The sequence below is a fragment of the Dechloromonas sp. ARDL1 genome, assembly GCF_051122455.1.
Lineage (GTDB): Bacteria > Pseudomonadota > Gammaproteobacteria > Burkholderiales > Rhodocyclaceae > Azonexus.
Genome location: NZ_CP168939.1, coordinates 2,365,887 through 2,379,900, shown reverse-complemented (window position 1 = coordinate 2,379,900; position 14,014 = coordinate 2,365,887). Strand labels below are relative to the sequence as shown.

Below are 14,014 nucleotides of genomic sequence, written 5' to 3'. Positions count from 1 at the left end.
GAAACGTCCCTGCATGCTAAAGATCTACAATTCGCTGAAGCGCGAAAAACAAGTATTTACCCCCATCGAAGCGAACAAGGTCCGCATGTACGTTTGCGGCATGACGGTGTATGACTATTGCCACCTCGGCCACGCCCGCGTGATGGTGGTTTTCGACATGGTTTACCGCTGGCTGAAGGCTTCCGGTTACGACGTGACCTATGTGCGCAATATCACCGATATTGACGACAAGATCATCAAGCGCGCCATCGAAAATGGCGAAACGATCCAGCAACTGACCGATCGCTTCATCGCCTACATGCACGAGGATGCGGATGCGCTGGGTGTGTTGCGACCGGACCACGAGCCACGGGCGACCGAATACGTGCCGGAAATGCAGGAAATCATCCGCAAACTGGAAGGCAATGGCCTGGCCTACCAGGCGACGGATGGCGACGTGAACTACGCGGTCCGCAAGTTCCCGGGCTACGGCAAGCTCTCGGGCAAGTCGCTCGACGATCTGCGCGCCGGCGAGCGTGTCGAGGTCGATTCGGCCAAGCAGGATCCGCTCGATTTCGTTCTGTGGAAGCACGCCAAGCCGGGTGAGCCGGCCTGGGCGTCGCCGTGGGGCGATGGGCGTCCCGGCTGGCATATCGAATGCTCGGCGATGAGTTCCTCGTTGCTCGGCAATCATTTCGACATCCACGGCGGCGGGCAGGATCTGCAGTTCCCGCACCACGAAAACGAGATTGCCCAGTCAGAGGGCGCCAACTGCTGCAGCTACGTCAACTACTGGATGCACAACGGCTTCGTGCGCGTCGACAACGAGAAGATGTCGAAGTCGCTGGGCAACTTCTTCACGATTCGTACGGTGCTCGAGCAGTTCGACGCCGAGGTGGTTCGTTTCTTCATCCTGCGCGCCCACTATCGTAGCCCGCTGAATTATTCCGATGCCCATCTGGAAGATGCCAAGCGCAGTCTCGACAGCTTGTATTTCACGTTGCGCGACGTGCCGGCTGCCCCCGTTGTCATTGACTGGAAGAACGATTTTGCAGCCCGTTTTGCCGCAGCGCTGAACGAAGATTTCGATTCGCACGGTGCGATTTCGGTATTGTTCGAGCTGGCGGCTGAAGCCAATCGCCAGAAGAGCACCGAATTGTCCGGCTTGCTCAAGGCACTGGGCGGCGTGATCGGCCTGCTCGAACGCGAGCCGATGGCCTATCTGCAAGGCGGAGCCGGGGCCGGTGGGCTGGATGAGACGGCCATTGGCCAGTTGATCGAAGCCCGCGCGGCAGCCAAGAAGGGCCGTGATTTCGCCGAAGCCGACCGCATTCGCGATGAGTTGAAGGCGGCTGGTATCGTGCTCGACGACAGCCCGCAGGGAACCACCTGGCGGCGAGCCTGAACGAAAAAGCCCGTCGAAAGACGGGCTTTTTGTTTGAGTAGGGCGGCTTACTTGATGACCTTGCCGCCCGAGCCGACCACGGTCAGTTCGACGAATCGCGACCCCAGGCGGCTGTTGGGGCCGTAGCTCACCTTGAAGCCGCCGAGGTCGAAGTTCTGCAGGCCTTCCAGCGCGGTGACCAGCTTTTCGCGGCTGACATCCTTGCCCATCTTCCTGATTCCCTCGGCGACCAGCCGGGCGGTGATATAGCCTTCCAGGCCGTAATACGAGAACTTGTCTTTTTGTTTGCCCAGCAGCTTCTGGTACTCGCGGACGACGCCGATGGTGTCGTTCCACGGGTAGGGAACGACCTGCGAGATGCCGATGCCACGTGCTTCGTTGCCGAGTTCCTGAGCCAGTACTTCGCCGCCGACCGGCGACAGGGTCAGGAACATCGGGAATTGGCCCTGCTGTTTCATGGCCTTGACGAAGGCTGCGGTCGGTTTGTAGAGCGTCACCATGACCACTGCCTGCGGATTGGATTTGCTGATGGCCTCGGTCGCCTTGGATACGTCGAGCGAATTGCGTTCGACGGTGCCGACAGCGACCGGCGTGAGATTGGCGCGCTTCAAGGCGTTGCTGACGCCCTCCAGGCCGGATTTGCCGAAACCGTCGTTCTGGTAGAACACGGCGATGTTTTTCAGGCCCAGGGAGAGGATCTGGTCGACGATTGCCTCGGCTTCATCGGCATAGCTGGCCCGGATGTTGAACATGTAGCGGCTGTTCGGGTTGGTCGATACCGGTTCGCGCAGACTTCCTGCGCCGGAAATTGTCCCGATCAGCGGCACCTTGGCGGGACCGAAGACCTTGTTCATGGCTTCGGTGGTTGGCGTGGAGCCGTAGTAGCCCATCAGCGCAAAGACACGTTTGTCCTGGATCAGCGTCTTGGTATTGGCGAGCGTGCGCTCGGTTTCATAGCCGTCGTCGATGGTGATCAGTTCGATCTTGCGGCCATTGATTCCGCCGGTTTTGTTGAGCTGGTCGAAATAGGCGGTGATCGCCTCGCGCATCTGCATACCGTAGACCCCATTGGGGCCGGTGAAAGGGGAGGACATGCCGAGCGTGATGCTGGAGTCGGTCACGCCGTCTTCTGCGTGGGTCTGGGTCATGCCCAGTGCCAGCAGGCAGGCGAGCAGTGTATTGCGTAGTGCTTTCATGGTCTCCGTGGCTTTCCGAAAAGAGTGGATTTTGGCTAGCTTGGAGGATGGTCCCGATAACTGACATTTTGCTTACAGTGTGACGAGCTGCGAGTTGCCGGGCACCGATCATCAAGGCAAACGGGCCGACATCTCGCGATGTCGGCCCGTCGGTGTGTGTAGGCAGGATTTATTTAATCAGCTTGCCGCCAGCGCCAATGACGGTTAGTTGAACGAACTGGGAGCCGGCCCTGTTGTTCGGGCCAAAGGCGACCCGATAGCCGCCGAAATCCTGATTCATGCTTTCGAGCGCGGATACCAGCTTCTCGCGCGAAAGATCTTTTCCGCCGGCTTTACGCAGGGCGTCGACGGCCACTTTCGCGATGATGAAGCCTTCCATGCTGGTATATGAGTAAGGTCCCTGCTTGCCGATGAATTGCTGGTATTCCTTGACGATGGCAACCGTATCGTTCCAGGGGTAGGGCATGACTTGCGAGATGCCGATGCCGCGCGCTTGGTTGCCCAGTTCTTGCGTCAGTTGTTCGGCGCTGACCGGCGACAGGGTCATGATCATCGGGCTCTGGTTGGCCTTGCGGAGGGCCTTGATCATGGCAGCGGTCGGCTTGTGCAGGGTGACCATGACCACGGCTTGCGGATTGACCTTGGCAATGGCCTCCAGCGCCTTGCCGATGTCTTCCGAATTGCGCTCCACGCTTCCGGTGGCGGAAGGGGTGAGCTTGTGTTTCTTCAGCGCGTTGCTCAGCCCTTCGAGGCCGGCCTTGCCAAAACCGTCGTTCTGGTAGAACACGGCAATGTTCTTGAGGCCCAGCGTGGCGAGTTGGGTGCCGATGGCTTCCGCTTCGTCGGCATAACTGGCCCGCTGGCTGAACATGTAACGATTGTTCGGGTTGCTTGCGGGCGCTTGGCGCAGCGACATGGCACCGGAGATGCCCCCGATCATCGGGACTTTGGCCGGACCGAAAACCTTGTCCATGGCTTCGGTCATAGCCGTCGAGCCGTAATAGCCAAGCAGGGCGAAGACCTTGTTGGTCTCTATAAGAGTACGGGTATTGGCGACGGTTTTTTCCGGAACGTACGCGTCATCCATGACAGTCAGTTGAAGCTTTCGACCGTTTATTCCGCCATTTTTGTTTACTTGGTCGAAATATGCGGAGATGACTTTCTTGAGTTCCTGGCCCTGTGAGCTGGCGGGGCCGCTCAGCGGCACCGACATGCCCTGGGCGATTGTATTGTCTGTAATGCCTGTTTCGGCAAAGGATATCTGGAAAGCGCCGGCGAAAATCAGGCAGGCTGACAGGATATGGCGAATCGCTTTCATGGATTTCTCGCTATCGGGTGCCGTAATAATCTTTTCATTATATGGCCCGAACGGGCGGTAGCCTCGGGAATTGCTGACAAAACCAAGCTTTACGGGGTTCAGCGTTGCATTTTCGGAACTGTCTCGGTCCTCGCGAGAGTATTGGCGTAGTGGAAATAAAAAGCGACCCGGGATTGCTCACGGATCGCTTTCTTGTCGTTCTGACACGAGGACGGGCGTTATTCTCCGAAGAACTCCCGGACCTTATCCATCCAGGACTTTGAGCGCGGGTTGTGCTTGGCGCTGTCGTCCTTGCTACTGTCCTCCAGTTCGCGCAGCAGTTCCTTCTGGCGATCAGTCAGGTTGACCGGGGTTTCGACCACGACGTGGCACATCAGGTCGCCGTGCGTATGGCTGCGCACGCCCTTGATGCCCTTGCCGCGCAGACGGAAGACGCGGCCGGACTGGGTTTCCGGCGGAATCTTGATGGCTGCTGCGCCATCCAGGGTCGGGATTTCGATTTCGCCACCCAGTGCTGCGGTGGTGAAGGAAATCGGCATCTCGCAATGCAGGTCGTTGTGGTCGCGCTGGAAGACTGGGTGCTGTTTCAGGTGAATCTGCACGTAGAGGTCGCCCGGTGGGCCACCATTCACGCCGTGTTCGCCTTCGCCGGCCAGCCGGATACGATCGCCTTCGTCCACCCCGGCCGGGATCTTCACCGCCAGCGTCTTGTGCTGCTTGATGCGCCCAGCGCCGCCGCAGGGCTTGCATGGGTCGGAAATAAAACGACCGGTGCCGTGACATTTGTGGCATGTCTGCTGGATCGAGAAGAAGCCCTGCTGCAGGCGGACTTGGCCGGAGCCGTTACAGGTCGGGCAGGTCTTGGGCTGGGTGCCAGCCTTGGCACCGGAGCCGTGGCAGACCTCACATTCTTCCATGGTCGGAATGCGAATCTTCGTTTCCGTGCCGTGGGCAGCCTGTTCCAGTGTGATTTCCAGGTTGTAGCGCAGGTCGGCCCCGCGGTAGATGTTGGAGCGGCCACCACCGCCGCCGCCACCGCCGCGTCCGCCAAAGATTTCATCGAAGATGCCGCCGAAGGCGTCGGCAAAACCACCGCCACCCCCGCCGAAGCCGCCACCCATCCCGGCTTGCGGATCGACGCCGGCATGGCCGTACTGGTCATAGGCTGCGCGCTTCTGGCCGTCCGACAGGATTTCGTAGGCTTCCTTGGCTTCCTTGAATTTCTCCTCGGCAGCCGGGTTGTCCGGATTGCGGTCCGGGTGGTACTTCATGGCCAGCTTGCGGTAGGCCTTCTTGATCTCGTCGTCCGACGCATCGCGGTTGACGCCGAGGATCTCGTAAAAATCGCGTTTAGACATTTCTTCTACCCGTCATGTGACAAAGGCGCCGAGCGCCGCCGGAGGGTTCCGGAAGGCTCGGCGCCGGGGCGTTGCGTCAGGCTTACTTCTTGTCCTTATTCACTTCCGTGAATTCGGCATCGACAACATCGCCTTCAACGGTCTTTTCCTTCGGCTGTTCGCCACCGGTCGCACCGGCACCAGCGGCACCAGCTTCTGCCTGTTGCTGGGCGTACATCTTTTCACCCAGCTTCTGGGCAGCAGCCGACAGGGCTTCGGTCTTGGCGGTGATGACTTCTTTGTCGCCGTCGCGCAGGACTTCCTCGACATCCTTGATGGCCTTCTCGATGGCTTCCTTCTCGGCTGCGTCGAGCTTGTCGCCGTATTCGGTCAGCGACTTCTTGACCATGTGCACCATGCCGTCGGCCTGGTTACGGGCATCGGCCAGCTCGTGCGCCTTCTTGTCTTCCTCGGCGTGCAGCTCGGCGTCCTTCACCATGCGTTGAATTTCTTCTTCGCTCAGTCCGGAGTTAGCCTTGATGGTGATCTTGTTTTCCTTGCCGGTGGCCTTGTCCTTGGCGGTGACGTGCATGATGCCGTTGGCGTCGATGTCGAAGATGACCTCGATCTGCGGGGCGCCGCGCGGGGCCGGCGGAATGCCTTCCAGGTTGAACTGGCCGAGGCTCTTGTTGCCGGAAGCAACTTCGCGCTCGCCCTGCAGGACATGGATGGTCACAGCGGACTGGTTGTCGTCGGCGGTCGAGAAGACTTGCGACGCCTTGGTCGGGATCGTGGTGTTTTTCTGGATCAGCTTGGTCATGATGCCGCCCAGGGTTTCGATACCGAGCGACAGCGGGGTGACGTCGAGCAGCAGCACGTCCTTGACTTCGCCCTGCAGCACGCCGCCCTGGATGGCAGCGCCGACAGCGACGGCTTCATCCGGGTTCACGTCCTTGCGCGGCTCCTTGCCGAAGACTTCCTTGACCTTCTCCTGCACCTTTGGCATGCGCGACTGGCCGCCGACCAGGATGACGTCGTCGATGTCGCCGATCTTGCAGCCGGCATCCTTCAGCGCGGTCAGGCAGGGGGCGACGGTACGCTCGATCAGCTCGTCGACCAGCGACTCGAACTTGGCGCGGGTGATCTTGAGGGCCAGGTGCTTCGGGCCGGAGGCGTCGGCGGTGATGTAGGGCAGGTTGACTTCGGTCTGCTGGCTGGAGGACAGCTCGATCTTGGCCTTTTCGGCGGCTTCCTTCAGGCGTTGCAGGGCCAGCACGTCCTTCTTCAGGTCGACGCCGGATTCCTTCTTGAATTCGTCGATGATGTAGTCGATCAGGCGCTGGTCGAAGTCTTCACCGCCGAGGAAGGTGTCGCCGTTGGTGGCCAGCACTTCGAACTGCTTTTCGCCATCGACGTCGGCAATTTCGATGATGGAGATGTCGAAGGTGCCGCCGCCGAGGTCATAGACGGCGATCTTCTTGTCCTTGCCGGCAACCTTGTCCATGCCGAAGGCGAGGGCAGCAGCGGTCGGTTCGTTGATGATGCGCTTGACTTCCAGACCGGCGATGCGGCCGGCATCCTTGGTGGCCTGGCGCTGGCTGTCGTTGAAGTAGGCCGGCACGGTGATGACGGCTTCGGTCACTTCTTCGCCGAGGTAGTCTTCGGCGGTCTTCTTCATCTTGCGCAGCACTTCGGCGGACACCTGCGGCGGGGCGATTTTCTTGTCGCGCGCTTCAACCCATGCGTCGCCGTTGTCGGCCTTGACGATCTTGAAGGGCATCAGGGCGATGTCCTTCTGCACTTCCTTCTCTTCGAAGCGGCGGCCGATCAGGCGCTTGACGGCGTACAGGGTGTTCTTCGGGTTGGTGACGGCCTGGCGCTTGGCCGGGGCTCCGCACAGGATTTCGCCGTCTTCGGTGTAGCCGATGACAGACGGGGTGGTGCGTGCGCCTTCCGCGTTCTCGATAACCTTCGGCTGGCCGCCTTCCATGATGGCGACGCAGCTGTTGGTGGTGCCGAGGTCGATGCCGATGATCTTGCCCATGATTCGTTCCTTGATAGGTAAATTACTGATGTTCGTGAGTTGGGGGCAATGCCCCCGATTTCAAGTGGGTTATTTGCCCTTGGCAACCATGACCAGAGCCGGACGCAGGACGCGGTCGGCGATCATGTAGCCCTTCTGCAGGACGGTGACCACGGTGTTGGCTTCCTGCTCGGAATCAACCATGCCGATAGCCTGGTGCTTGTGCGGGTCGAATTTTTCGCCGACCGGGTTGACCTCGTTCAGGGCGTTCTTCTCGAAGGCGGAGACCAGTTGCTTGAGTGTCAGCTCGACGCCGGACTTGAAACTCTCGACGGTCTGTTCCTGCACGGCCAGCGCGGCCTCCAGGCTGTCCTTGACGGCCAGCAGCTCGCCGGCAAACTTTTCGACGGCAAACTTGTGGGCCTTGGAAATGTCTTCCTGGGCGCGGCGGCGGATGTTTTCGCCTTCGGCCTTGGCGCGCAGCCAGGCGTCGTAGTGTTCGGCGGCCTTCAGTTCGAGTGCCTTGAACTGTTCCTCGATACTCGGAATGACATCGATGTTGTCAGCCGGGGCGGCTTCAGCGGCAGCTGCCGGTGCGGAGGCTGGCTCGTTGCCCAGCATGGTTTCCTGGGTGTTTTCGGGGTTGGACATACGGGGTTCTCCAAAAAATCTTTTCGCTATCTGGAGACGTTTTCCCTGCTTTCAAGTCCCCGGCGCTAAATTTCTTTACAGTTGAAACTGCTTCTGGGCCGATGCGACCGTGCTACGATGATTCCCTGTGTTTTTCGCAGATATCGAGAATGGAAACAATCGGCAAGTACCGCGTGATACGGGAGTTGGGCAAGGGGGCGACCGCAACGGTTTATCTCTGCGACGATCCCGATCTCGGTCGCCAGGTTGCCGTCAAGGTGATTCAGTTCGGGAAGGATGCCGGCGCCATGTCGCGCCGGATGCGCAAGCTCTTCCAGAACGAGGGCATGGTTTCGAAGCGTCTGAACCATCCCAATATCGTTCAGGTCCACGAGGCGGTGGTCCAGTCGGACTACGCCTACCTGGCGATGGAGTACGTCGACGGCTTTTCGCTCGAAGAGCACACCCGGATCGACAAACTGCTGCCCATGCACCGGGTCATCGGCATCATTTTCAAATGCTGCATGGCGCTCGATGCCGCCTACCGCCAGGGCATTATCCATCGCGACATCAAGCCGGCCAATATCATGGTTGCCGCTGGCGACGAGGCCAAGATTGCCGACTTCGGCCTAGCGCTCAACATGAACAAGGATCTCGACCGGGATTCGACCTTCATCATGGGGGTGGGGTCGCCGGCCTATATGTCGCCAGAGCAGATCAAGAGTTATCCGCTAAACCAGAAGACCGACCTGTACTCGCTTGGCGTCCTGCTCTTCCAGTTGCTGACCGGGCGTCTGCCCTTTCGTGCCAATAACCAGGCGACGTTGATCTATCGCATCATCAACACCGAGGCGCCATCCGTGACTTCCTTGCGCCCTGACCTGCCGGAGGGGCTGAACGCCATTCTAAAGCGGGCGCTGGAAAAGGATCTCTACAATCGCTACCGGAACGGCGCCGAAATGGCCAAGGATCTGTCGGCGGTTCGCTACCAGTTGGTGGACGAGGATTCGACGGTCGAAGACACCCGACACTTCGAAACGCTCCGCAAGCTGGAGTTCTTCACGGAATTCGAGAACATCGAAATCTGGGAGGTGTTGCGCGTCGGTGTCTGGCGCGAAGTCTCGCCGAACGTTGCGTTGATTCGCGAAGGGGATCGCAGCAAATTTTTCGGCGTCATCGTGTCGGGGTCGGTCGAGATATCGATCGAAGGCAAGGCGCTGTGTCGCCTGGGGACGAGCGAGCCAATCGGCGAGGTGGCTTTCCTGCACCCGTCCAGCGATTTGCGCTGCGCCACGGCGGTTACCCTGGAGCCGACACTGTTCCTGGAAATCAATGCCGCCGCGCTGGCGCTCTCTTCAGAGGAGTTGCTGGAGCGCGTACGCAATGCCCTGCTCGGCCGGATGATCAAGCGCATGCGCGAAGTCAACCGGATCGCAGCGGCCAAGGGGCTGCCGGCGGTGCAGAGTCTATCGGCATCGCAGACCGGTGGGGCGTCAAAGTCGGGGGGCGGGCTCGATCTCGAGCTGGCGCCGATGTAGGGCGGCTTGCTGGTCGGTGGCCAGCCGTTGCGCTTAAGCAAGGACTGGCCAGCGGTGGCAAATCAGACCTTGAAGCGTCCGACCAGCGCGGCCAGGCTGTCGGCCAGCCGCTTGAGGTCGTGGGCCGCTCCGGCTGTCTGTTCAACCGTTCCCGAATTTTCGCGCGCCATTTCGGCGATCGATTCGATGCTGTTTTCAACGTCTCCGGAGAAGCGGCGTTGCTGCTCGGTAGCCGACGCAATGGTGTCCAGGCCGTGACCGACTTCGGCAACCGATCCGTTGGTTGCCTGCAGCACGTTCGAAACCGAGGCCACGGCTGACTGGCTTGTTTCGAGGTGATCAAGCCCTTCTTCGATGCTGCGGCGGACCGAGACCGACTGGGCGCTCAGATTGGCGGTGATGGCATCGATTTCGCTGGCCGAGCGGGAGGATTTTTCGGCCAGCTTGCGGACTTCGTCGGCGACCACGGCAAATCCACGCCCCTGCTCGCCGGCACGTGCCGCTTCGATGGCGGCATTGAGGGCCAGCAGATTGGTCTGTTCGGCAATATCCTTGACTTCGCGGGTCATCATCGTGATCGATTCGGTGTTACGGACGAAGTCGTTGACCGATTCGGCCATTTCCTTGACCGCACGCTCGACGACGTTCATTTCGCCGAGCAGGGTCTGCAGGTTGCGGCTGCCTTCGTTGGCACGTGCCAGGCTTTCCTGCGACTGGTGCTGGACGTGCTCGGCACTCTGCGCGATCGAGGAAATGCTCGAAACCAGTTGCTCCACGGCGGTGGCTGCCAGATCGGATTTTTGATTCTGCTGGTGGGAGCTCTGGGTCACGCGGTCGGCACTTTCAGAGAGCGCGGTAACGCGGGCCGAAACCTGGCTGGCGGCATCGCGGACCTGGCGGACGAGCTGGTTGAAGTTGTCCATCATTTCGTTGAAAACCTGGGCCGACTGGCCGACTTCATCCTTGCCCTTGACGGGTAGCCGGCGGGTCAGGTCGCCTTCGCCACGGGCAATGTCACTGAGCCCCTTGCGCAGTTCGTCAAGCGGTGCGGTCACGAAGTGGTGGGTGATCAAGTAGATGAGAACGAGCAGCACACCCAAGGCTGCCAGTGCAACGCCGGCAATTTTTAGCCGAAACGCGGCAACCTCGGATTCCACGGAATCCAGCGAAACTTTCATGCTGACGATGCCGAGTACCGTGCCTTCTGCAGTTTGATGGCAGACGAGGCAGTCCTTGCCGAGATAGCTCTTGGATGCCTTGGTGGGATTGATCACGTGGAGATAGGAGCTTCCGCTTTCCTTCTCGACCGAGATGTAGGGCGTGCCCGAGGACATCACCTGCTGTTCCTTGGCATCCAGCTGGCGGCTGCTCTTGGTGTCGGGGCCGTACAGCTTGGCCACCGCTTCGCTGCGGGCGACGTGTAAATCCTTGATGATCGATAGCTGTTTGATCTGGTCCAGAAAGACTTCTCGTTGTCCAACCGTTCCAGTGATCATCATGCCGGTCAGGCCGGCCATTGTCATTTCGTGGATGCTCTGCGAGAAATCCTGTGCCTGACGGATGGCGGTTTCGCGGTTGACCTGAGTGGTCCACACGATGGCCCCTGCCCAGATAATGGCCAGAACGACCCATATCGCGGCGGTGAGCCGTATCCAGATTTTCAAGTCGGCGATGCGCGGCATTGTTGTTCTCCCCTGTGACGCTCAAGGGATGTCGGAGCGTCAGATCAATGTCCCGGATTGTGCCAGTTGCGCCGCTTTCCGGCAAAACTATTCCGGAATTGCAAACTTCGTGGCGTTCAAGTAAGGCGACGATTCATGACGGGGGAGAGATGGCGCGACGTGCAGTACCGATTCACGTGGTAGCCGTCGATAACAATGTCAATGCAGCGTTATCGACGGCTGAATCGGGTGGTCAGGGCTTGCGTAGATGCGGTTGCAGCCAGCGCTTCAGGTTGGAGAGGTCGAGCGCCCCGCTCTGCCGAGCGACTTCGCGACCTTGAATGAAAACCGCTAGCGTCGGAATGCTGCGAATGTTGAAGCGGGCAGCAAGCTGTTGTTCGATTTCGGTATTGACCTTGACCAGCCGGGCGTGGGGTTCGAGATCAATGGCGGCTTGGTGGAAGGTCGGGGCCATCATCCGGCAAGGGCCGCACCATGGTGCCCAGAAGTCGACCACCACGGGCAGGTCGCTGCGTGAAATATGCCGGTCGAAATCGGCCTGCCCCAGTTCCAGTGGTTCGCCCGTGAATAAGGCCTGTTTGCACTGGCCGCAGTTGGGGGCATCGTCCAGCCGGATGTGGGGAATACGATTCACTGCTGCGCAGTGCGGGCAGACGACGTGCAGGCTTTCGGACATCTCGAGCTCCATGGATCAGATTATTCTGATGTATGGGCAAGTGCCGGCAATTCAAGTCAGGCGGGTTGTTCAGCTACGGGCACCGCACCGGATGGCCCGGCTGGCGCTGTTTTCCAGTTGTCGGGGATCGATGGCTGACGTGCTGGGCCAGCCGGCAAGATGTTGCTCGGTGAGATCGGCCAGTGCCTTGATCCAGGCATCATCTTCGTTGAGAGCCGGGATGTAGTGGTAGACCTTGCCGCCAGCCTTGAGAAAGTCGTCGCGCCCTTCCTGGGCGATCTCCTCGAGCGTTTCGAGGCAGTCGGCGACAAAGCCGGGGCAGATCACATCCACCCGATGTATGCCCTGGGCGCCCCATTCGTGCAACGTGGGAGCGGTGTAGGGCTGCAGCCATTCCGCCTTGCCGAAACGCGACTGGAAGCAGATTTGAAATTGCTCGGGCTTCAGGTTCAGGCGTTCGGCGAGTAGACGCCCGGTCTTCTGGCATTCGCAATAGTAGGGGTCGCCAAGGTTGAGGCTGCGTTTGGGCAGGCCGTGGAAGCTGATGAGCAGGCGGTCGTTGGCGCCGAGTGAGCCATTGGCCTGCCAGTGCTTACGAACCGTTTGTTCCAGTGCGGCGAGGTAGCCTTCCTGGTCATGGAAATTGCGAACGAAGCGCATTTCGGGCTGGTTGCGTGTCCGCAGCAGCCACGCCGAGCAGGCGTCGACAACGGTCGCAGTGGTACTGGCGGCGTATTGCGGATACAGCGGAACGATCAGGATGCGGCTGGCGCCCTCGGCTTTCAGACGGGTGAGCGTCTCGGGTATCGATGGCGAGCCGTAGCGCATCGCCCAGGTCACGGTGACGCGGTGGCCGCGCTGGCCGAGCAGTCCGTTGAGCAGCTTGGCCTGGCGCTCGGTATGCACGCGCAGCGGCGACCCCTCGGGCATCCAGACGGTGGCGTACTTGGCGGCCGATTTATTTGGGCGCACATTGAGGATAATCCCGTTCAGGATCAGCCACCACAGCGGCTTGGGAATCTCCACGACGCGCGGGTCGGAAAGGAATTGCTTGAGGTAGCGGCGCAGCGCCGGTGCGGTCGGTGCATCGGGCGTGCCGAGATTGACAAGGACGACGGCGGTACTTGCCGGCGTGCCGTGGCGGTGCGGCGGCTCGGGAAGAAAACGGGGCATCAATGATCCGATTTGGTGGAGAGGGCGCTGGAGAGCAGGCGGGCGGTGATGTCGACGATGGGGATGACGCGTTCGTAAGCCATCCGCGTCGGGCCGATGACGCCAACCGAACCGACCACCTGGCCGTCTACGGCGTAAGGGGCGGTAACGACGCTGCATTCGTCGAGCGGAGCGATCCCCGATTCACCGCCAATGAAGATCTGCACGCCCTCGGCGCGGTTCGAGACGTCGAGCAGACGCATCAGGCTGGAGCGCTGCTCGAACAGGTCGAACAGTTCGCGCAGCCGTTTCATGTTCGACGACAGTTCCTCGACGTCGAGCAGGTTCTTTTCGCCGGAGATGACGTAGGGCGTGGCACTTTCGGTCATTGCCGCGTCGCCGGCTTCGAGGGCGAGTGTCATCAGCGGTTTGATGTCGTCGCGCAGCTGGCGGATCTCGGCCGACAGGCGCAGGCGCATCTGCTCGAAATCGAGCCCGGCGAAATTCTGCGTCAGGTAGTTGGCGGCGCTGACCAGTTCGGCAGGCGTATAAGCCTTGTCGGTCGAGATAATCCGGTTCTGCACGTCGCCGTCGGCGGTGACTATGATCAGCAGGATGCGGCGTTCGGACAGGCTGAGGAATTCGATCTGCCGGATACGGCTGGTTGGCCGGCGCGGTGCGATAACGACGCCGGCGAAGTGCGTCAGGCCCGACAGCAGCTGAGAGGCGCTGGCGATGATCTGGCTGGACGGGCGGCCGTGCAGTGCTTCCTCCATCCGGCCCAACTGGCTTGCTTCCAGAGTCTGAACGGTGAGCAGGCTGTCGACGAACAGGCGATAGCCGCGCGCCGTCGGGATGCGGCCGGCCGAGGTGTGCGGGCTGGCGACGAAGCCTGCCTCTTCGAGATCGGCCATCACGTTGCGGATGGTCGCCGGCGACAGGTCGAGGCCGGAAAACTTCGATAGCGCGCGCGAACCGACCGGCTGCCCGTCGGCGATGTAGTGTTCGACCAGCGTCTTCAGCAGGGTACGGGCGCGTTCATCAAGCATGTCCGGATTGTACAAAAAACCGGAGGCCG

Annotated in this window: 11 protein-coding genes; 2 read left to right on the top strand and 9 right to left on the bottom strand. The window is 60.4% G+C overall.

Annotation, left to right across the window (positions count from 1 at the left end; all coding sequences use genetic code 11):
• Positions 1–13 precede the first annotated feature (13 nt).
• On the top strand, positions 14–1,384 hold the full coding sequence (gene cysS / locus AB6Q56_RS11660; protein ID WP_434513346.1) for a cysteine--tRNA ligase: 1,371 nt from the start codon (positions 14–16) through the stop codon (positions 1,382–1,384).
• 47 nt (positions 1,385–1,431) lie between these two features.
• Here cysS and AB6Q56_RS11655 read toward each other — a convergent pair whose 3' ends face one another.
• The 5 genes from AB6Q56_RS11655 to grpE form a co-directional block, all read right to left on the bottom strand.
• Positions 1,432–2,580 carry an ABC transporter substrate-binding protein gene (locus AB6Q56_RS11655; protein WP_434513345.1) on the bottom strand — a complete coding sequence of 383 codons (1,149 nt, stop codon included), beginning with the start codon at positions 2,578–2,580 and terminating at the stop codon, positions 1,432–1,434.
• A gap of 169 nt (positions 2,581–2,749) precedes the next feature.
• Positions 2,750–3,898, bottom strand: coding sequence for an ABC transporter substrate-binding protein (locus AB6Q56_RS11650; protein WP_434513344.1), 1,149 nt, complete (start codon positions 3,896–3,898; stop codon positions 2,750–2,752).
• Between the two features lie 218 nt (positions 3,899–4,116).
• Positions 4,117–5,256, bottom strand: coding sequence for a molecular chaperone DnaJ (dnaJ, locus tag AB6Q56_RS11645; RefSeq protein ID WP_434513343.1), 1,140 nt, complete (start codon positions 5,254–5,256; stop codon positions 4,117–4,119).
• 82 nt (positions 5,257–5,338) lie between these two features.
• A complete protein-coding gene (gene dnaK / locus AB6Q56_RS11640; protein WP_434513342.1) occupies positions 5,339–7,279 on the bottom strand; it encodes a molecular chaperone DnaK in 1,941 nt (646 codons plus the stop codon).
• A gap of 69 nt (positions 7,280–7,348) precedes the next feature.
• Complete coding sequence (gene grpE / locus AB6Q56_RS11635) at positions 7,349–7,909, bottom strand: nucleotide exchange factor GrpE (protein ID WP_434513341.1); 561 nt, start codon at positions 7,907–7,909, stop codon at positions 7,349–7,351.
• 149 nt (positions 7,910–8,058) lie between these two features.
• Between grpE and AB6Q56_RS11630 the strand changes: the two genes are divergently transcribed.
• Positions 8,059–9,426 (top strand): protein kinase domain-containing protein, encoded by a 1,368-nt coding sequence (locus AB6Q56_RS11630; protein WP_434513340.1) that lies wholly within the window; start codon positions 8,059–8,061, stop codon positions 9,424–9,426.
• A gap of 62 nt (positions 9,427–9,488) precedes the next feature.
• On the opposite strand, the gene AB6Q56_RS11625 is transcribed toward AB6Q56_RS11630, so the two are convergent.
• The 4 genes from AB6Q56_RS11625 to hrcA all read right to left on the bottom strand — a co-directional run bounded on the left by AB6Q56_RS11625 (position 9,489) and on the right by hrcA (position 13,985).
• Positions 9,489–11,108 carry a methyl-accepting chemotaxis protein gene (locus AB6Q56_RS11625; RefSeq protein WP_434513339.1) on the bottom strand — a complete coding sequence of 540 codons (1,620 nt, stop codon included), beginning with the start codon at positions 11,106–11,108 and terminating at the stop codon, positions 9,489–9,491.
• Positions 11,109–11,340: 232 nt separating this feature from the next.
• Positions 11,341–11,784 carry a thioredoxin TrxC gene (trxC, locus tag AB6Q56_RS11620; protein ID WP_434513338.1) on the bottom strand — a complete coding sequence of 148 codons (444 nt, stop codon included), beginning with the start codon at positions 11,782–11,784 and terminating at the stop codon, positions 11,341–11,343.
• A gap of 69 nt (positions 11,785–11,853) precedes the next feature.
• The gene (hemH, locus tag AB6Q56_RS11615) at positions 11,854–12,957 is read right to left on the bottom strand and encodes a ferrochelatase (RefSeq protein WP_434513337.1); all 1,104 of its coding nucleotides are present in this window, start codon (positions 12,955–12,957) and stop codon (positions 11,854–11,856) included.
• The gene (hrcA, locus tag AB6Q56_RS11610) at positions 12,957–13,985 is read right to left on the bottom strand and encodes a heat-inducible transcriptional repressor HrcA (RefSeq protein WP_434513336.1); all 1,029 of its coding nucleotides are present in this window, start codon (positions 13,983–13,985) and stop codon (positions 12,957–12,959) included. Before hrcA ends, hemH begins: the two co-directional genes overlap by 1 nt.
• Positions 13,986–14,014: the final 29 nt, after the last annotated feature.